The organism is Lacisediminihabitans sp., assembly GCF_036404185.1.
Lineage (GTDB): Bacteria > Actinomycetota > Actinomycetes > Actinomycetales > Microbacteriaceae > Lacisediminihabitans.
Genome location: NZ_DASWPB010000144.1, coordinates 1 through 18,159, shown reverse-complemented (window position 1 = coordinate 18,159; position 18,159 = coordinate 1). Strand labels below are relative to the sequence as shown.

The following is an 18,159-nucleotide window of genomic DNA, read 5'->3' as shown; positions in this document are numbered from 1 at the left end:
GTTCCGAGATGGATGCGCTCGGTGCGGGCGGCGATCGCGGCCAGGACCACCTCGGGGGCCGAGACCGCGAAGTCGCCGCGGTGGTGCTCGCCGACGCCGAAGTAGTCGAGGCCGACCCGGTCGGCCAGGGTGCCCTGGGCGACGAGGTTGCGCAGCACCTGTGCGGCGGGCAGCAGCCGTCCGTCCTGATCGACCGTGACGTCCCCGAAGGTGTCCAGTCCCAGTTCGAGCTCCTGCGCCATGCTGTGCCTCCCGGCCGTTGATCCATGCAAACGTATGAATCCTGCAACCGGGGGTGGTGGGGCATTTATTCCGCGGGCGGGCCGGCGATCGCGCCGCACAGAACAGTGTTCGGCGGGGTCTTGTGCTCATGGTTCGAGGCCGCTCGAACTTCACCGAGTTAAATCGGATCCTCAGTAAAGCAATTGCGACCTGCCCGTCTAGGTTTCAATCCGACGAACGGGGTGGATATGTGCGGACCGCCCATGCAACCCAACGCTGTGCGACGGGTATCCGATCGCCCGATACACCGTTCGGGTCCAGTAGGTTCACCCGCGCCTTCAAGGTCGACGACCGCTTCATGAGATCGCCCGGGTGATTGCCTCAAGCCGGTCGTCCTGGCTGAGCACGGTGAGAAACGGAGAATTCTGCCGCATCTCGATCGAGTGCTCGTCTGTTCCAAGGAGGACGTCGATGAGTTCCCCGACCGACCCTGTCGAAAGTCTGAGCCATTCGTCCAGCCACTTCTTCGCCAATGGGCCGTGGACATTCGATCTGATCCGTGCGATTCCCTCCGGGATTGCCGCACGAACCGTGGACGGGGCATCGATCAGTTTCTTTGCGATCGCCCTGTGCAGTTCGAAGGAGACACGCTCCTCTCGGTGCTCGAACGGCGCCGGTTCGTAGACATCAGAGGTTGCTGGTCTGGTTTGAGAAACGCCGCGAAGTGCGGTGAGAGCGCGATTGAGCGTGTTGAGCTGAATGGTGTTGTTCGCTTCTGAGCGTTCCCACTGGGAGACTGCACCCGGCGTGACATTCATTCGGCGAGCAAGTTCACGCACACCGATGCCGCGTGCGAGACGAGCAGTACGAAGCGTGCTTTTCCCCAGCTGTGTCATCCCGAAACCTCCGTATAGCTATAACTATACGCGCGATACGCCGGCGAGAAGCTCACCGGTTCGCAAGGGGAGCGCTGAGACGGGATGCTCGCATCGAGCAGCATGGTTTTGGCGGCCTCTTGCCGCTCCGAGTCCCCTTGAGGGAGTCAGTCGATCGCCGTCTTGGTCGCCCTTGATCGCGGATATCTGAGCCGCCACGACAGGGCGCCCCAGAAGAGGCCGCCCGCAGCAATCCCCGCGAAGACTATCCACGGGACGAACTGTCCCAGACCGCCGATGTTGGAGTATTTCGTGGTTCCGTCGACCACCTGCCATTGGCACCATGCGGTGATGGCCAGGGCCGCTCCTGCCGCGACGGAGCCGACCCGAATCCACGTGGCGCAGCCGCCCAACAGGCTCGCAACGACATGTCCGATGGCACCGCCGGCACCGGCTATGGCTCCCGCGAGGGCTCCGGGACCCATAACGTAGGGAAATATGAACAGGGCGAACAGCGCGGTCGGGGGATCGGTGATGAGCGCGACGACAACCAGATAGAACTCCGCGACCCAGGCGCCCAGCACGATGCCGCTGACCGTCAGCACCGCGATGAAACCAAAGCCCAGCTGCCGGGCGTGCGCACGGACCGTCGAGATCGACATTGGCAGCCCCCGATTCCTTGATCCCTTAAGTGTCGGCCATCGCTCGTGCGTGCAGGCGCAGGCCGTCCACGAGCAGCGCGACCATCCGCCGGCTGAAGTCGACGCCTTCCCCCGGCGCGGTCACACACAGATGCGCGACCGCACGGAGCAGGTCGTCCCCGCTGACGTCGTCCCGGATCGCACCCGCTGAGGCCGCCTTCTCGAGCAGTTCGGTGAGAACGGGATCGAGCCTGCGCAGAAGGTAGGCGGGCAGGCCGTCGAAGGCCGGGTCGCCGGAGTGGAGCGCGGCCGCGAGCCCGCGTTTTGTCGCGACGAACTCGGTGTACTGGTTGAGCCATTTCGTCAGCGCCTCGAGCGGTTCGTTCGACGAGCTGAGCGTCCGTCCCGCTTCGATGCAGCCATCCACCTCGTGTTCGAGCACGGCGATGACCAGATCCGATCGGAGCGGGAAGTGGCGATACAACGTTCCGACGCCGACGCCGGCCAGGTCGGCGATCTCCTTCGCCGGGGCATCCACTCCCGAGGTCACGAAGACGGTCTTCGCGGCGTGGAGCAGTGCCCCGCCGTTGCGTTGCGCATCGACCCGTCGCCGTCGAGGCGTGCCCGCGGAGCGTTCGGGGCCATCCGCGATCCCCGCCGTCGTATCAGTCATGACCCCTTGCTTTCCGGAATGGCTTTCCGTATCGTTAACGGAAGAGCTTTCCGCTTATTAGAGGATACGGCATCGGATGCCCATCCACCCCTCACCTTCAGGAGAAACCCCATGCAGTACCGAACCCTTGGCCGCACCGGAATCCAGGTCAGCCCGTATGCGCTCGGCGCCCTGATGCTCGGCGCCACGATCGGCAATGCCGACCACGACGACTCGATCCGGCTCATCCACAAGGCGCTGGATGCGGGGATCAACTTCATCGACACCGCCGATGCCTATTCTCAGGGGGCGTCGGAGGAGGTCGTGGGCAAGGCGCTCAAGGGCCGTCGCGACAGCGTCGTGCTGGCGACCAAGTTCGGCCGTCCGATGACCGACGACCCCAACCACCAGGGCACGTCGCGCCGCTGGATCATGACCGCCGTGGAGGATTCCCTCCGCCGGCTCCAGACCGACCACATCGACCTCTATCAGATCCATCGGCTCGATCCCGCGACCGACATGGAGGAGACGCTCTCCGCCCTGTCCGACCTCATCCACAGCGGAAAGGTCCGCGCCATCGGATCCGCGAACACCCCGGCGTCGCACATCGTCGAAGCGCAGTGGATCGCCGATCGTCGTGGCCTCGAGCGATTCCACACCGAGCAGCCGGGCTATTCGATCCTCAATCGTGGCATCGAGAGCGACGTGCTGCCGTTCGCCCAGCGTTCGGGGATGGGCGTCGTGGTGTGGGGGCCGCTCGGGCAGGGGATGCTCACCGGTCGGGTTCGAAAGGACCAGCAGACGGATGTGCGCCGCGCCCGCTATTTCCCCACCCTGTTCGCCGACGAACGGCGTCTCGACGCCGTCGAACGGCTCATCGCCCTCGCGGAGGAGGCGGGTCTCTCGATGCCGCACCTGGCGATGGCGTTCGCGATCACCCACCCGGGTGTGACGAGCGCCCTGCTCGGAGCGCGCACGATCGAGCAGCTCGACGACCTCCTCGCGGGGATCGACATCAGACTCTCCGACGAGATCCTCGATCGGATCGACGAGATCGTCCCGCCCGGCACCGACGTCGGCACCCTCGATCAGGCCTACGTCGCCCCGGCGACCCGGGTCCCCGGCCTTCGCCGGCGGCCACTGGCCGAACGCTCGGCGGCCTGACCGCTACAGACCCTCGAGCATCCGATAGCAGCGCTCGACCCTGGAGTGCCACCAGGCGGCCCGCTCGGCGCTCGCCGCGTGGCGCTCCAGGAGCGCGGCATCCGGTTCCACGCGGCGAACGCCGATGAAACCGTTCTCCGGGACGAGGGGATCGGCCACCACGTCGTTCTCGAAGAGGCCGACCGTCGCCAGTCCGCAGTCGTAGGGGAGCGTGTCGACGGCGGCGGCGAGGTGCAGCCCCATGGAGATGCCGACGGAGGTCTCCAGGGCGCTCGAGACGACGACGGGGAGCCCCGCCTGTTCGACGATCGACAGCGCCTGGCGGATGCCGCCGAGCGGCTGGGCCTTGATCACGAGCAGGTCCGCCGCCTTGGATCTCGCGACCTCGAGCGGGTCGCTCGCCTTGCGCACGCTCTCGTCGGCGGCGATCGGCATCCCCATGTACTTGACGCGCTTGCGGATGTCGGCGAGCTCCTCCACGGTCGTGCACGGCTGCTCGATGTACTCCAGGTCGAATTCGGCGAGGGCGTGGATGGCGCGCTCCGCCTCGTCGACGTTCCAGCCGCCGTTCGCATCCAGGCGGATGCGTCCCGCCGCCCCCAGATAGGCGCGCGCGGCGGCCACCCTGGCGACGTCGTCCTCGAGGGACTGTCCAGCCTCGGCCACCTTGACCTTGATGGTCCGGCATCCGGGGAAGCGGTCGAGCACCGACGCGACGAGATCGGGACCGATGGCGGGCAGGGTCGCGTTCACCGCGATGGAGGAACGGAAGATCGCCGGCGCCTGCGACCAGCCGAAGTCGACGGCGGCGGCCAGCCACGCCGAGGACTCCTCGTCCTCGTACTCGAGGAAGGGCGAGAACTCCGTCCACCCCTCCGGCCCCTCGAAGAGCATCACCTCGCGGGTGAGGATGCCGCGGAACCTCTGTCGCAACGGGAGCGCGACGACGCGGGCGGTGGACAGGATGTCTGACAGCGGCGGCAACATGACACCAGTCTGTACCCCACGGACGTGACATATCCTGAGGCCATGTCGACCGATCTCCCGACCCGCCGCGCGCCGAACTGGTTGGGGGCGGCCAGTGCCGGTCTCGCCGTCGCCGCGATCGTCGGGGAGGGCTTCGCGATCGGCATCGCGAGCGACGGCGGCTGGGGGCAGGCCACGGTGCTCGCCTGGCTCGTGATCGTGCTGACGGCCGCCGCGTTCTTCGGCGGCCTCGTCGCGACGGTCGTCGGTCTCGGGCGTGGCGCCGGCATGGCGGCCATGGTGCTCGGCCTGGTCGGCAATCCGCTCGTGCTGATCTGGCTGCTCGGCGCGCTCGGCACCTCGTAGGCTTGCCGTATGCCTGACGTCTCCGAGTTGTTCGATCCGGGTCTCTGGGAATCGGTCGCCGGTTTCGAGTCGCTCACCGACATCACCTACCACCACGACAGGGCGGGCAGGGTGGCGCGGGTGGCCTTCAACCGGCCGGAGGTGCGCAACGCGTTCCGGCCGCAGACGGTCGACGAGCTCTACCGCGCGCTCGACGACGCCCGGCAGAACCCCCGCATCGGCGTGGTGCTGCTGACCGGCAACGGACCGAGCCAGAGGGACGGCGGCTGGGCCTTCTGCAGCGGCGGCGACCAGCGCATCCGGGGCCGCGACGGCTATCAGTACGCCGACGGCTCGACCGGGCCGGGCCGCCTCCACATCCTCGAGGTGCAGCGGCTCATCCGCTTCATGCCCAAGGTGGTCATCGCCGTCGTGCCCGGCTGGGCGGCCGGGGGAGGCCATTCGCTGCACGTCGTCTGCGATCTCACCATCGCCAGTGCCGAGCACGGCAGGTTCAAGCAGACGGATGCCGACGTCGGCTCCTTCGACGGCGGGTACGGCAGCGCCTACTTCGCCCGACAGGTCGGGCAGAAGTTCGCCAGGGAGGTGTTCTTCCTCGCCAGGGAGTACTCGGCGGAGCGCGCGCTGGAGGCGGGGGCCATCAACGCCGTCGTGCCGCACGCCGCCCTCGAGACCACCGCCTACGAGTGGGCGAACGAGATCCTCGGCAAGTCGCCAACGGCCATCCGGATGCTCAAGTTCGCCTTCAACGCGGTCGACGACGGGATGGTCGGCCAGCAGGTCTTCGCCGGAGAGGCGACCAGGCTCGCCTACGGCACCGACGAGGCGGTCGAGGGCAGGGACTCGTTCCTCCAGAAGCGCGACCCGGACTGGTCGCCCTACCCCTGGCAGTACTGATGACCGACCGGATGCCGGGGGCTGCGACCCGATGAGCCGCCCGCTCGCGGTCGTTCCCGCCGAGGATCCGGCCGAGGTGCTCATCGCCCTCCGGGCCGCGCTCGCCGGCGGACCGGCCGTGCTGCCCGGTGCGCCGACCCAGCCGGTCCAGGAGGCCGTCGAGCAGCGGGTGGCGCTTGTCATCGAGACCAGCGGTTCGACGGGACGCCCGAAGCGGGTGGCGCTCGCCGCGGACGCCCTGCTGGCCGGGGCCGCGGCATCCGAATCGGCGCTCGGCGGCCCCGGCCAGTGGCTGCTCGCGTTGCCCGCGCACTACATCGCCGGGGTCAACGTGCTCGTGCGCTAGCTCACCGCGGGCACGGAGCCGGTTGTGCTCGGCCCCGGGCACTTCGACCCGAGGGACTTCGCCGCCGCCTCCACGCTGCTGGATGCCCCCCTGCGGTTCACCTCGCTGGTGCCGGCGCAGCTGAGCCGGCTGGTGGCCGCCGCGGAGCAGGACCTCGATCTGCTCGACCGGCTGCGCCGATTCGACCGGATGCTGATCGGCGGCCAGGCGAGCTCTCCGGAGCTCATCGCCCGCTCCCTCGAGCTCGGCCTGAACGTGACCCGCACCTACGGGTCGAGTGAGACCTGCGGCGGCTGCGTCTACGACGGAGTGCCGATCGGCACGGCGCAGGCCCGCATCGCGGACGGGCAGATCGAGCTGGCCGGTCCGATGCTCGCCGAGGGGTACCTGGGCGACCCGGAGCGCACGGTGGCCGCCTTCCACGACGCCGACGGCCACCGCTGGTATCGCACGGGCGACGCCGGCGTCGTCGAGGACGGCCGGCTGACCGTGACCGGGCGGCTCGACGGCATCCTCGTCTCCGGCGGGATCAAGGTGTCCCTCGCCGAGGTGGAACGGGTCGCGCAGTCGGTCCCGGGGCTCGCGGATGCCGTCGCCGTTCGGGCGGCCAGCAGGCAGTGGGGCGAGGTGCCGGTGGTGTTCTCGTCCGGCCGGATCGGGCTCTCCTCGCTGAGGGAGGCCGTCGCGGCCACGCTCGGCCGCGCATCCGCTCCCGCCGCGTTCCTGCACCTCGATGAGCTGCCGCAGCTGTCGAGCGGAAAGCCGGATCGGCTGCGGCTGGCCGAACTGGCGGCCGACTGGGAGGGCCGTCCGTCCGCGTCTCAGTAGGATTTGTGGGTGGCTACCGCGAGAAAACCCGTCCAGAAGCGCACCGAACCCTCCCGTGGCGGCAAGAGCGGACGGCCGGGGGGACAGCCGCCGCGGGCCGTCGTGCGCACGGCGACGGTCGGCGACTGGATCGGGGGAGCGCGGTTGCGCACCCTGCCGCTGGCCGTCTCGCCCGTGGCGCTGGGAACGGCGTCCGCCTACCTGCTCTCCGCCCCCGGCTGGCACTGGGTGCGGGCCCTGCTCGCGCTCGCCGTCGCCGTCTGCCTGCAGATCGGTGTCAACTACGCCAACGACTACTCCGACGGCGTGCGGGGCACGGACCGCTACCGGGTCGGCCCCTCCCGGCTGACCGGCTCCGGTGCGGCCAAACCCCGCACGGTGCTGATCGTCGCGGTGGTGTTCTTCGGCCTCGGCGCCCTCGGCGGTCTCGCGCTGGTGGTGCTCACCGGGTACTACTGGCTGATCGCGGTCGGCGCCGTCTGCATCGTGGCCGCCTACTTCTACACCGGAGGCAAGCGACCATACGGGTACTACGGCCTCGGCGAGGTGTTCGTCTTCGTCTTCTTCGGCCTGGTCGCCACGCTGGGCACGACCTTCACCCAGGTCGGCTCCGTCAACATCGAGAGCTGGCTCGGCGGGGTCGCCGCGGGCTTCTTCGCCTGCGCCGTGCTGATGGTCAACAACCTGCGTGATCTCGAGCAGGACAGGCTGGCGAAGAAGCACACCCTCGCCGTGCTCGTCGGCAACCGCGGGGCGCGCATCCTGTTCACCGTCTTCGTCCTGATTCCGTACCTGATCCTGATCTTCTTCTCGATCTTCTATGCGAAGGCGCCGCTGGTCTACTTCACCCTGCTGGGGGCCATCCCGGTGATCGTCATCACGCTGACCGGCAAGACACCGCCGGAGTTCGTGCTCGCCCTGAAGATCACCAGCCTGACGGCTCTCGTCTTCGGACTGGGGCTCGCGGCCGCCATCGCCTTCTAGCTTCCCCAGCTTCTCCAGGGCGCCCGCATCCGATTTCAAGGAGATAGGCGGCGGAAGGGCTCCGGATGCCTGCAAAAAGTGTCGAGCGCGCCGAATCTCCTTGAGATCGGACGGGATCGGCGGAGGGGACGCGGCGGGAAGGGCGGGGAAGGCCTGGGCGACGGGCTACTCGTCGAGCTTCTTGCTCTCCAGCCGGTCGAGGGCCTCGTTCTCGATGTCGTTGTCGAGGTCGCGATCGGGGGCCGAGCGCTGCTCCGGGGAGGCCTTCGCCTTGACCATCGTGCGCGCCACCGCATCGCGGGGTCCCCTGAGGAAGATGTACGAGATGCAGAAACCGATGATGGCGGCGCCGATCGCCGCGATCCAGACGTTGATGCCGAGGATCAAAAGCAGCGCCAGGGCGACCGCGAAGATGCCGAGGCGGATGAGCGAGTAGATGACCCACTGGCGAGACGATTTCACCGCTCCAGTCTAGGCACCCGGCGCCGGGCGCCCCGCGGTGCTGCGCCGGAGGACTCGTCCGCGGTGCGCAGGTTAGCGGCTTAGAATTCGAGACATGGCCAGGGTCGAATTAATTCTCGTACTCGTGTTTCTCGCGTTCACGATCTTCGCGTTCGTCGACTGCATCCGTACCAGGGACGAGAACGTGCGGGCGCTGCCGAAGATCCTCTGGGCCGTCCTCATCGTGCTGCTCTCGCCCTTCGGCGGGATCCTCTGGTTCGCCCTCGGCAAGGAGCGCTCGGCCGGCCGGCCGGTCCAGGCGCAGCACGGGGGCATGGTCGCTCCCGATGACGACCCCGCCTTCCTCCGTCGACTCGGCGAGGACAAGGCGCGGGAGGAGCGCATCCGCGAGCTCGAGGCGAGACTGGCGGAGCTCGACGACGACCAAGACAAACCCAAGAGCTAGTGGCAGGGCCCAATCCGGCGACCGACTTCTCGGTCGCGCTGCTCGGGGAGTTCATCCGGCGGGGTGTCCGTGACATCGTGCTCTGCCCGGGTTCCCGGTCGCAGGCGCTCGCGCTCGCCGCGGCCGCCTATGAGGAGGCAGGGCGGGTGCGCCTGCGGGTGCGGATCGACGAGCGGTCTGCGGGCTTCCTTGCCCTTGGCCTGGCGGTGGAGACCCGCACGCCGGTCATCCTGGCGACGACGTCGGGAACCGCCGTGGCCAACCTGCATCCCGCGGCGCTCGAGGCGCACCACTCCGGGGTGCCGCTCATCCTGTTGACCGCCGATCGGCCACCCGAGCTGCGCGGCATCGGCTCCAACCAGACGACCGACCAGCTCGGCATCTTCGGGTCGGCGGTCGGCTGGCTGCGCGAGGTGGAGGCTCCGAGCGAGACCGGCTTCGACCCCGACTATCCGGGGGAGCTCGCTCACGAGGCCTATGCGGCGGCGGCCGGTCATTCCTCCCGGCCGGGGCCGGTGCAGCTCAACCTCGCCTTCCGGGAACCCCTCTCCGGCCCGGTCGGCAGGCTGCCCGAGCTGAAGACGCACGCGTGGCCGGATGCCCCGCCGCGGCGGGTACTGCACCTCGAGTCGGCGCCGGGCACCGTGGTCATCGCCGGCTCCGGAGCCGGTCCGGAGGCCGAGGCCCTCGCAAGCTCGCTGGGCGTTCCGCTGCTCGCCGAGGTGTCGAGCGGATCCCGATTCGGTCCGAACCTCGTCGTCGCCTACCGGGAGCTGCTTCGCGATCCGGAGTTCGGCGGACGCGTGCGGCGGGCGATCGTCTTCGGGCATCCCACTCTCAGCCGTGAGATCCCCCAGCTTCTCCAGCGCCCCGACGTGGAGACCCACGTCATCATGAGCTCGGCGGCGGAGGCCTACAACCCCGGCAGGCGGGCCACAAGCTTCTCGGACGCGGCCGTTCGCGTCGGCGACCGCGACGACTCGGCCTCGGCCAGGGCCTGGACCGGCCGCTGGGTGCAGGCGAGCCGTCGGCTGCTCGACCGGGGGCTCGAGACGACCGAACCGGCGCCCGCCGGGACCGGTGCCGATCGCCCCGGCGCCTTCGCCCGCGAGCAGCTCGCCGCGTTCCGAGAGCCCGTGACGAGACGGATGCTCGTGGAGAGCGTCTGGCGGTCGAGCTGGCCGCACGACCGCCTGGTCTTCGGCGCCTCCCGGCTGATCCGGGTCGCCGACGGCATCCTGCCAGGCAAGAGGATCCCGGCCCACGCCAACCGCGGACTCGCCGGCATCGACGGCACCATCGCCACAGCCATCGGCATCGCGCTGGCGAGCCAGGCGGGGACCGGAACGGCGGGAGTCACCCGCGTGCTGCTGGGCGACCTCGCCACCCTGCACGACGTCGGCTCGCTGCTGTTCGGCACCGGAGAGCCGCGTCCGCGCATCCAGGTCATCGTCGGCAACGACGGCGGCGGGACGATCTTCGACGGACTCGAGGTCGCCGACACGGCGCCGAGCACCGCCTTCGACCGGGTGCTCTACACGCCGCAGTCCGTCGATCTCGGCAAACTCGCGGAAGCCTACGGCTGGGGTCACCGCCTGGCGGCCAACCGTGGTCAGCTCGATGAGGCGCTGTCCGTGACGGCCGGTCAGACCATCATCGAAGTCCCTCTTCCCCGCGCGTAGCATCGGGGCATGTCGAAACCAGCCTGGACCGCGGAACCGAGCACCCTCCTCACCGTTCGCCCCGGATTCGTGCTCGCGGCGGTCGACACCTCCTCGACGCCCGGGTTCTCCGGGGGCAAGAAGGCCGGCGAGGCCGTGCTCGCGGCCACCCACGAGACGGTCAACGAGCTCCAGGAGCGGCTCTGGGCCGAGAGCGTGGTCGGTGGCAGGCGGTCGGTGCTGCTCGTGCTGCAGGCCATGGACACGGCGGGCAAGGGCGGCATCTTCGAGCACGTGATCGCGGGCATCAGCCCGGAGGGCCTCTCGGTGCACGCCTTCAAGAAGCCCACGCCGGAGGAACTCAGCCACGATTTCCTCTGGCGGGTGCGGAGGCAGCTGCCCCAGCCCGGCTTCATCGGCGCCTTCGACCGATCGCACTACGAAGACGTGCTGATCGCCCGGGTGCGGGAGCTCGTCGAGCCGGCCGTCATCGAACGACGATACAAGCAGATCCGGGACTTCGAGGCCGAGCTGGTCGCGAGCGGGACGACCCTCGTGAAGGTGATGCTGCACATCGACGCCGACGAGCAGAAGGCCCGCCTCGCCGACCGGCTGGAGCGGCCGGAGAAGCGCTGGAAGTTCAACCCGGGCGATCTCGACGAGCGTGCACTCTGGCCGCGGTATCAGGAGGCCTATCAGCTGGCGCTGATCAACACCTCGACCGCGGATGCGCCGTGGTTCGTGGTGCCCGCGGACCGCAAGTGGTACGCGAGGATCGCCGTTCAGCGGCTGCTGCTCGAGACGCTCAGGGGGCTGGATCCGCGCTGGCCCGCCGTGGACTACGACGTGGAGGCACAGAAGGCCAGGCTGGATCTCAGCTGAGCGCCTCGACGATCGGACGGAACTTCATCCTCGTCTCCAGCAGCTCGCGCTCCGGGACCGACTCCGCGACGATGCCGGCTCCCGCATAGGCCGTGATCCGGCCAGCGGTCACCTGGGCGCTGCGCACGGCGACGGCCCACTCGCCGTCTCCGTCGGCGCCCACCCAGCCGACCGGTCCGGCGTAGCGGCCGCGGTCGAAGGGCTCGAGCTCCTCGATGAGGCGCAGGGCGTCCTCGGTCGGGGTGCCAGCGACGGCCGCGGTCGGGTGCAGAGCGGCGAGGAGGTCGAGCGAGGTCGAGCCGTCGGTCAGGTCGCCCTCGACATCGCTCGCGAGGTGCCAGAGGTTCGGGAGCCGCAGCGTGAACGGGATCTCGCTCGCCATGACGTTCGGGCTGTGCCTGCGCAGCGCGGCCAGCACGCTCTGGACCGCGTACTGATGCTCGTCCTGGTCCTTGCTCGAGGTCGCCAGCGCCGTGGCCGCGTCCTGGTCGGACCGGGCATCCGTCCCTCGCGCCGCGCTGCCGGCCAGCACCCTCGCCGACACCGTCCCGTCGTCGACGCTGACCAGGGTCTCTGGGCTGGAGCCGATGAACCCGTCGACCGCGAAGGTCCAGCAGTCGGGATAGGCGAGGTCGAGCGCGGCGATGACCGCGCGGAGATCCGCGCCGTCGGGCAGCAGCCCGACCAGGTCGCGGGCGAGCACCACCTTGCTCAGCTCGTGGCCCCTGAGGCGGGTGACGGCCGTCGCGACGGCGTCCCGGTAGCCCTCGGCCGACATCGACCCCGGGCCGAATTCCACCCGATAGCCGCCGTCGACGGGATCGGCCGGGGGAGCCGTGGGCAGGTCGGCCTCGCCCACCGCGATCCTGGTCACCCAGCTGCGGTCGTGGTCCCGGCCGATGACGACGGAGGGGACGATGAGCAGGCTCGTCTGCGAGGAGTGCTCCGAGAAGGCGAAGCTGCCGAGGGCGACCAGTCCGGTGCCGGTGCGGTCGAGGGGATCGGTGATCCGGGCGGCGGCGGCGACCCGTCGCCAGACCGCCGCGGCATCCGTCATCCTCGTGGGGCCGGAGAACTCGAGGCGCAGGGCCTCGCCGAGGCCGACCAGTCCGAAGCCTCTGCGTGTCCACAGCAGCGGATGCGCACGATCGAGCAGCGGGACGAGCGGTCCCGGATCCCCGGTCTCCGTCGTCTCGACGGTCAGCGACGGGATCACACGTTCGGTACCGGTCACGTCAGAAAGACTATCCCGCCCTCTGCGAGAGCCTGCTGGGCGGGCTCTTCCCTGAACTAGACTTGGGCGCGTGGCCAAGGCAGATCTGAGCAAGCAACCCGAAGAGGTTGCCGAGATGTTCGACGGGGTCGCCAAGCATTACGACCGCACGAATTCCGTTCTCTCGGTGGGCAACTCGCTCGTCTGGCGGATCGCGACCGTCAAGGCGGTGGCGCCCCGGCGGGGCGAGCGTGTGCTCGACATCGCCGCGGGGACCGGGACGAGCTCCGCCGCGCTGGCCAAGAGCGGTGCCGAGGTCGTGGCGGTCGACTTCTCCGCCGGCATGATCGAGGTCGGCCGGCGCAAGCATCCCGGCATCACCTTCGTCGTCGCCGACGCCATGGCCCTGCCGTTTGAGGACGACGAGTTCGACGCCGTCACCATCTCCTTCGGGTTGCGGAACATCGAGGACCCGAAGAAGGCGCTCGCGGAGATGTTCCGGGTGCTGAAGCCGGGCGGCCGTCTCGTGATCTGCGAGTTCTCCAAGCCGCCGCGGGCCATCTTCCGTGCCGGCTATTCGGCATACATGAAGTACGTGATGCCGACGATCGTCGACGTGACCAGCTCGAACTCCGAGGCGTACAGCTATCTCGCCGACTCCATCAGGGAGTGGCCGGATCAGGTCACCCTCAGCCAGTGGCTTCGCGGAGCGGGGTTCACCCGCGTCGCCTACCGCAACCTGACGGTCGGCGTCGTCGCCCTGCACCGCGGCCGCAAGCCGGTCCCGCGCGCCTCCTCCCCCCGATCGACCGAGTCCGCCGTGGTCACCCCCTCGGCCGACCACGAGCCAGAAGACGCGGCGGCGTCGAAGCCGTAGGGTTTCGTCGGCACATCGCACACGGTTAGGTAGAGACAAGTGACCCCCAGCCTGCCCACCGCCGGGCGCAGCACCAGTCTGGCGTCCGCCCTCGGCATCGCGGAGCGGCTGTTCTCCTCGCCGAAGGAACGTCGATTCGTCGACGCGATCGAGCTGGGCCTCGACGCCGTCGAGGAGGGCCTCGCCCGCGAGATGTCCTTCGCGGACGACCTCGCGGATGTCACCAGCCGGTACCTGCTGCAGGCGGGTGGCAAACGGGTGCGGCCCACCCTCACCCTGCTCACCGCCCAGCTGGGCACGGGAAACAACCCTGAGGTGGTCGCGGCCGCCGAGGCGCTGGAGATCACCCATCTCGCCTCCCTCTATCACGACGACGTGATGGACGAGGCGAACATGCGCAGGGGAGTGCCGAGCGCCCAGAACGTCTGGGGCAACTCCGTGGCCATCCTCACCGGGGACCTGCTGTTCGCCAGGGCGAGCAAGCTCATGTCGAGGCTCGGCGAAGAGGCCATCATGCTGCAGGCCGACACCTTCGAGCGTCTCTGCATCGGCCAGCTGCACGAGACCGTTGGTCCGCAGGGCGGCGAGGACCCGATCGCCCACTACCTGCAGGTGCTGGCCGATAAGACCGGGTCGCTCATCTCGGCATCGGCCCAGATGGGGGTCATCTTCGGCGAGGCGCCCAGGGAGTACCGGGCGGCGGTGACGGAGTTCGGGGAGAAGGTGGGCATCGCCTTCCAGCTCGTCGACGACGTGATCGACCTCTCCCCCGAGGTGGAGAGCACCGGCAAGGTCGCCGGAACCGACCTGCTCTCCGGCGTCTCGACCCTTCCGCTGCTGTATCTGCGCGAGCTGGCCGAGACCGATACGGATGCGGCGGAGCTGCTCGCCCGCATCGAACACGATGTGGAGACGGCCTCCGCGACCGCCGACCACGCGGACTTCGATGCCGCGATCGCCCAGCTGCGTGGGCACGACGTCACCCGCAAGACCCTCGATGAGGCGCGCCACTGGTCCAGGGAGGCCGTGGAATCCATCGCCCCGCTGCCGCGCGGACCGGTCAAGAAGGCCCTGACCCGGTTCGCCGAATCGATCGTCGAGCGCTCGAACTGAACCGCGGCACGAACGGCTCGCGCGTCGAGCGCCGCGAAACCATGCCCCGAAAGGACCCATCGTGACCACCCTGAGACTCGCCATCGTCGGCGCCGGCCCTGCCGGGATCTACGCCGCGGACATCCTGTTGAAGGCGGAGCGGAGCTTCGACGTCTCCATCGACCTGTTCGAGCAGCTGCCGGCCCCCTACGGTCTCGTGCGATACGGGGTCGCCCCTGACCACCCGCGGATCAAGGGCATCATCGGCGCGCTGCGAGACGTGCTCGACACCGGCCGGATCCGCCTGTTCGGCAATGTGCTCTATGGGCGCGACATCACCCTCGACGATCTCAAGCAGCACTACAACGCGGTCATCTTCGCGACCGGGGCCACCCGCGACGCCGACCTCGATATCCCGGGCATCGACCTTCCCGGAAGCTACGGCGCCGCCGACTTCGTGAGCTGGTACGACGGGCACCCGGACTTCCCGAGGCAGTGGCCGCTTGAGGCGAAGGAGGTCGCCGTCATCGGAAACGGCAACGTCGCGCTCGATGTCGCGCGCATCCTCGCCAAGCACGCCGACGATCTGCTGCCCACGGAGATCCCCGCGAACGTCTACGAGGGGCTGGCCGCCTCTCCCGTCACCGATGTGCACGTGTTCGGCCGGCGTGGGCCGATGCAGGTGAAGTTCACACCGCTGGAGCTGCGGGAGCTCGGCGAGCTGCGCGGCGTCGACATGATCGTCTACGACGAGGACTTCGACTACGACGACGCCTCCCGGGCGGCGATCGCCAGCAACAAGCAGGTCTTCGTGATCGACAAGGTCTTCTCGCAGTGGAGGGAGCGGGAGACCGGCCAGGCCTCCCGGCGTCTGCACCTGCATTTCTATGCGAGGCCGGCGGAGGTGCTGGGCACCGATTCCGTCGAGGGGCTGCGATACGAGCGCACCGAGCCGGACGGCGAGGGCGGGGTGCGCGGAACCGGCGAGTTCCGGCAGCTGCCGGTCCAGGCCATCTACCGGGCGGTCGGCTATTTCGGGTCGCCGCTGGAGGGCATCCCCTTCGACGAGAGGCGCGGCGTCATCCCCAATCGCGAGGGGCAGGTGCTGGATGACCAGGACCAGCAGGTGCACGGGGTCTACGCGACGGGCTGGATCAAGCGCGGTCCCGTCGGCCTGATCGGGCACACCAAGAGCGACGCCATGGAGACGATCAAGAACCTGATGACCGACCAGGCCAGCTGGTGGGCGCCCGCACATCCCGACGAGGAGTCGGTGGTGGAGCTGCTGCGCGATCGCGGGGTCGAGTACACGGATCTCGACGGCTGGCACCGGCTCGACCGGCACGAGCGGTCCCTCGGCGAGGCCGAGGGCCGCGAGCGGATCAAGGTCGTGCCCAGGGAGGACATGGTCGCGGTGTCGCGGCCGGGCGAAGCCGCTACTGCACCGTCGCCGTGAGCCGAGCGGTGTTGTCCAGCACCTTCACGAACAGCGAGCGTTCGAGCCAGTGCTCGAGGAAGAGCTCGGTGCTCTGCTCGCGATAGCTCTGCTCGACATCGCGCAGGCGCCGCACGATGTCGCCGCCGTGCATCATCACCGAGATCTCGAAGTTGAGGCTGAACGAGCGCATGTCCATGTTGCTCGAGCCGACGACCGCGACGTCGTCGTCGATCGTGAAATGCTTTGCATGCAGCACGGTGGGCGCCCGGTAGAGCCAGATCCGCACACCGGCGCGCAGGAGCGCCTCGTAGTAGCTCCGCTGGGCGTGGAACACCACCGGCTGATCGCCGATCTCGGAGACGAAGAGCTGAACGTCCAGACCCCGGTAGGCGGCGTTCGTGATCGCGTACAGCATGGAGTCGTCCGGCACGAAGTAGGGGCTCGTGATGATCACCCGCTCCTGGGCGCTGTAGACGAGCGCGTTGAAGAGCCGGAGGTTGTTCTCGAGGGCGAAACCGGGCCCGCTCGGCACGACCTGGGCATCCATCGCGTTCTCGCGCTTCTCCTCCGGTACCGGAGTCGCCTCCCTGGTGAGCAGCTCGTTGGTCTCGCTGTACCAGTCGGTGACGAAGAGGGCGTTGATGCCGGCGGCGACCGGGCCCTCGAACCGCACCATGAGGTCCTTCCACTGCAACCCGCGGCGGCGGTTGCCGCGTTTGTTGTAGCTGCGGTCGATCATGTTCTGCGAGCCGGTGAACGCGGCGACCCCGTCGATGATGAGGAGCTTGCGGTGGTTGCGGAGGTCGGGGCGCTGGTATTTGCCGCGCAGCGGTTGGACGGGGAGCATCAGCCGCCAGGTGACCCCGATGCGCCGCAGCTTGCGGATGGTCCTGCCGTAGTGCGGCGATCGCAGCGACGCGACGTGGTCCAGGAGGACCCGCACCGTCACTCCGCGCCGCACCGCCGCCTCCATGGCATTGAAGAAGGGTGTGGTCGTCTGATCCCAGGCGATGATGTAAAACTCGACGTGGACGAACTTCCTCGCCTCGCCGAGCGCCTCCGTCATGGCGGCCAGCGACTCCGAGTACTCGGTGTAGAGCTTGGCGTTGTTGCCGCCGACGAGCGGCATCGACCCCAGGGTGCGGTTGAGCTCGACGATGGGGTTCAGCCAGGAGGGGAAACTGTGATCCCGGACGACGTCGTCCATGCCCTCCGTCGTCTCGAGGATGTACCGGTTGATCTCGAGCTGTTTGTTCCTGCGGCGTCTCGGCAGCCTGGTGCTGCCGATGAGCAGGAACAACAGGATGCCCGCGTACGGGATGAGGAAGATCGCCAGCAGCCACGCCATCGCCGTCTGCGGCTTGCGGTTCTGGGGAACGTAGATGACCGCGAAGATCCGGATGATGACGTCGGCGACGAAGACGATGGTGCCGATGACGGTCGTGAACATCTATCCCCCAGTCAGGATGCCGTGACGCCTAACGCTAACGGAAGTTCACGAACTGGAGGTCGACCTCCAGGTCCGCCCCCTTCAGCAGCGCCATCGTCGACTGGAGATCGTCCCTGCTCTTCGAGGTGACCCGGAGCTCGTCGCCCTGGATCTGCGCCTTCACGCTCTTCGGGCCCTCGTCGCGGATGAGCTTGGAGATCTTCTTCGCGTCCTCCGAGGAGATCCCGTTCTTCAGCGATACCTCGATGCGGTACTCCTTGCCGGAGGGGAACGGTTCGCCGGCGTCCAGGCTGCGCAGGCTGATGCCGCGTTTGATGAACTTGGTCTCGAGCACCTCGAGGACCGCCTTCACCCGATCCTCCGACGAGGCCTTGAGCAGGAGCTTCTCCCCGCTCCAGTCGACGCTCGCGCCGACGTTCTTGAAGTCGTAGCGCTGGGCGATCTCCTTCTGCGCCTGGTGGAGGGCGTTGTCGGCCTCCATCTTGTCGACCTTGCTCACGATGTCAAAGGTTGGATCAGCCATGCCAGCAGTTTAACCGGCTGCCCACGGGATGATGGGAGGCATCATGCGAATCGCGCGGATCGTCCTCGTCTCGGCCGCCTCCGTCGTCGCGGCGGCCGCGATCGTGACCTCGATCGTCCTGCTGTCGGCCCCGGAGAAGGCCGGTCATCGGACGACGACGGATGCGCTGCCCGCC

At 68.6% G+C, this 18,159-nt stretch carries 21 protein-coding genes; 12 read left to right on the top strand and 9 right to left on the bottom strand.

The features are described 5' to 3' along the window. The 4 genes from VGC18_RS10545 to VGC18_RS10530 form a co-directional block, all read right to left on the bottom strand. On the bottom strand, positions 1-242 hold a 242-nt coding region (locus VGC18_RS10545; RefSeq protein ID WP_331097067.1), incomplete at its 3' end, for an LLM class flavin-dependent oxidoreductase. A 336-nt stretch (positions 243-578) separates the two neighbouring features. Next, positions 579-1,118: a helix-turn-helix transcriptional regulator gene (locus VGC18_RS10540; RefSeq protein WP_331097065.1), complete on the bottom strand. Its 540-nt coding sequence runs from the start codon at positions 1,116-1,118 to the stop codon at positions 579-581. 146 nt (positions 1,119-1,264) lie between these two features. Continuing rightward, positions 1,265-1,759: a hypothetical protein gene (locus tag VGC18_RS10535; RefSeq protein ID WP_331097063.1), complete on the bottom strand. Its 495-nt coding sequence runs from the start codon at positions 1,757-1,759 to the stop codon at positions 1,265-1,267. Positions 1,760-1,784: 25 nt separating this feature from the next. Further along, a complete protein-coding gene (locus VGC18_RS10530) occupies positions 1,785-2,411 on the bottom strand; it encodes a TetR/AcrR family transcriptional regulator (RefSeq protein WP_331097060.1) in 627 nt (208 codons plus the stop codon). Positions 2,412-2,522: 111 nt separating this feature from the next. On the opposite strand from VGC18_RS10530, the gene VGC18_RS10525 reads away from it, so the two are divergent. Then, entirely contained in the window at positions 2,523-3,554 is a 1,032-nt protein-coding gene (locus tag VGC18_RS10525; protein WP_331097058.1) for an aldo/keto reductase, read from the top strand. Between the two features lie 3 nt (positions 3,555-3,557). Here the strand turns inward: VGC18_RS10525 and VGC18_RS10520 are convergent, their stop codons facing one another. Next, positions 3,558-4,541 (bottom strand): o-succinylbenzoate synthase, encoded by a 984-nt coding sequence (locus VGC18_RS10520; RefSeq protein WP_331097056.1) that lies wholly within the window; start codon positions 4,539-4,541, stop codon positions 3,558-3,560. 42 nt (positions 4,542-4,583) lie between these two features. On the opposite strand from VGC18_RS10520, the gene VGC18_RS10515 reads away from it, so the two are divergent. Genes VGC18_RS10515 through VGC18_RS10495 form a run of 5 tightly spaced genes read left to right on the top strand, consistent with a single transcriptional unit; the run spans position 4,584 to position 7,941 of the window. After that, positions 4,584-4,886, top strand: a complete 303-nt coding sequence (locus tag VGC18_RS10515) for a hypothetical protein (protein ID WP_331097054.1) — start codon at positions 4,584-4,586, stop codon at positions 4,884-4,886. A 9-nt stretch (positions 4,887-4,895) separates the two neighbouring features. Further along, the gene (locus tag VGC18_RS10510) at positions 4,896-5,783 is read left to right on the top strand and encodes a 1,4-dihydroxy-2-naphthoyl-CoA synthase (protein WP_331097052.1); all 888 of its coding nucleotides are present in this window, start codon (positions 4,896-4,898) and stop codon (positions 5,781-5,783) included. 31 nt (positions 5,784-5,814) lie between these two features. Continuing rightward, positions 5,815-6,129, top strand: a complete 315-nt coding sequence (locus tag VGC18_RS10505; protein WP_331097050.1) for an AMP-binding protein — start codon at positions 5,815-5,817, stop codon at positions 6,127-6,129. Between the two features lie 24 nt (positions 6,130-6,153). Continuing rightward, on the top strand, positions 6,154-6,957 hold the full coding sequence (locus VGC18_RS10500; RefSeq protein ID WP_331097047.1) for an AMP-binding enzyme: 804 nt from the start codon (positions 6,154-6,156) through the stop codon (positions 6,955-6,957). 3 nt (positions 6,958-6,960) lie between these two features. Next, the gene (locus tag VGC18_RS10495) at positions 6,961-7,941 is read left to right on the top strand and encodes a 1,4-dihydroxy-2-naphthoate polyprenyltransferase (RefSeq protein ID WP_414672875.1); all 981 of its coding nucleotides are present in this window, start codon (positions 6,961-6,963) and stop codon (positions 7,939-7,941) included. A 165-nt stretch (positions 7,942-8,106) separates the two neighbouring features. On the opposite strand, the gene VGC18_RS10490 is transcribed toward VGC18_RS10495, so the two are convergent. After that, a complete protein-coding gene (locus VGC18_RS10490) occupies positions 8,107-8,403 on the bottom strand; it encodes a DUF4229 domain-containing protein (RefSeq protein WP_331097045.1) in 297 nt (98 codons plus the stop codon). 94 nt (positions 8,404-8,497) lie between these two features. On the opposite strand from VGC18_RS10490, the gene VGC18_RS10485 reads away from it, so the two are divergent. The 3 genes from VGC18_RS10485 to VGC18_RS10475 are packed head-to-tail and all read left to right on the top strand — an operon-like array spanning position 8,498 to position 11,391. After that, positions 8,498-8,848 (top strand): PLD nuclease N-terminal domain-containing protein, encoded by a 351-nt coding sequence (locus VGC18_RS10485; RefSeq protein WP_331097043.1) that lies wholly within the window; start codon positions 8,498-8,500, stop codon positions 8,846-8,848. After that, positions 8,848-10,530, top strand: coding sequence for a 2-succinyl-5-enolpyruvyl-6-hydroxy-3-cyclohexene-1-carboxylic-acid synthase (gene menD / locus VGC18_RS10480; RefSeq protein ID WP_331097041.1), 1,683 nt, complete (start codon positions 8,848-8,850; stop codon positions 10,528-10,530). The genes VGC18_RS10485 and menD overlap by 1 nt, the downstream gene beginning before the upstream one ends. A gap of 9 nt (positions 10,531-10,539) precedes the next feature. Next, positions 10,540-11,391 carry a PPK2 family polyphosphate kinase gene (locus tag VGC18_RS10475; RefSeq protein ID WP_331097039.1) on the top strand — a complete coding sequence of 284 codons (852 nt, stop codon included), beginning with the start codon at positions 10,540-10,542 and terminating at the stop codon, positions 11,389-11,391. Here the strand turns inward: VGC18_RS10475 and VGC18_RS10470 are convergent. After that, positions 11,384-12,625 (bottom strand): isochorismate synthase, encoded by a 1,242-nt coding sequence (locus tag VGC18_RS10470; RefSeq protein ID WP_331097037.1) that lies wholly within the window; start codon positions 12,623-12,625, stop codon positions 11,384-11,386. The two genes, VGC18_RS10475 and VGC18_RS10470, sit on opposite strands and share 8 nt — an antisense overlap. 115 nt (positions 12,626-12,740) lie before the next feature. Here VGC18_RS10470 and ubiE point away from each other — a divergent pair, with 115 nt between their 5' ends. The 3 genes from ubiE (at position 12,741) to VGC18_RS10455 (ending at position 16,029) form a co-directional block, all read left to right on the top strand. Continuing rightward, positions 12,741-13,481: a bifunctional demethylmenaquinone methyltransferase/2-methoxy-6-polyprenyl-1,4-benzoquinol methylase UbiE gene (ubiE, locus tag VGC18_RS10465; protein WP_414672876.1), complete on the top strand. Its 741-nt coding sequence runs from the start codon at positions 12,741-12,743 to the stop codon at positions 13,479-13,481. A gap of 39 nt (positions 13,482-13,520) precedes the next feature. Then, positions 13,521-14,594 carry a polyprenyl synthetase family protein gene (locus VGC18_RS10460; RefSeq protein ID WP_331097033.1) on the top strand — a complete coding sequence of 358 codons (1,074 nt, stop codon included), beginning with the start codon at positions 13,521-13,523 and terminating at the stop codon, positions 14,592-14,594. A 61-nt stretch (positions 14,595-14,655) separates the two neighbouring features. Beyond that, on the top strand, positions 14,656-16,029 hold the full coding sequence (locus VGC18_RS10455; protein WP_331097031.1) for an FAD-dependent oxidoreductase: 1,374 nt from the start codon (positions 14,656-14,658) through the stop codon (positions 16,027-16,029). On the opposite strand, the gene cls is transcribed toward VGC18_RS10455, so the two are convergent. Both cls and VGC18_RS10445 read right to left on the bottom strand, forming a co-directional pair. After that, positions 16,010-17,461 carry a cardiolipin synthase gene (gene cls / locus VGC18_RS10450; RefSeq protein ID WP_331097029.1) on the bottom strand — a complete coding sequence of 484 codons (1,452 nt, stop codon included), beginning with the start codon at positions 17,459-17,461 and terminating at the stop codon, positions 16,010-16,012. The genes VGC18_RS10455 and cls overlap by 20 nt on opposite strands. A 34-nt stretch (positions 17,462-17,495) precedes the next feature. Then, positions 17,496-17,984 (bottom strand): YajQ family cyclic di-GMP-binding protein, encoded by a 489-nt coding sequence (locus tag VGC18_RS10445; protein ID WP_331097027.1) that lies wholly within the window; start codon positions 17,982-17,984, stop codon positions 17,496-17,498. Positions 17,985-18,159: the final 175 nt, after the last annotated feature.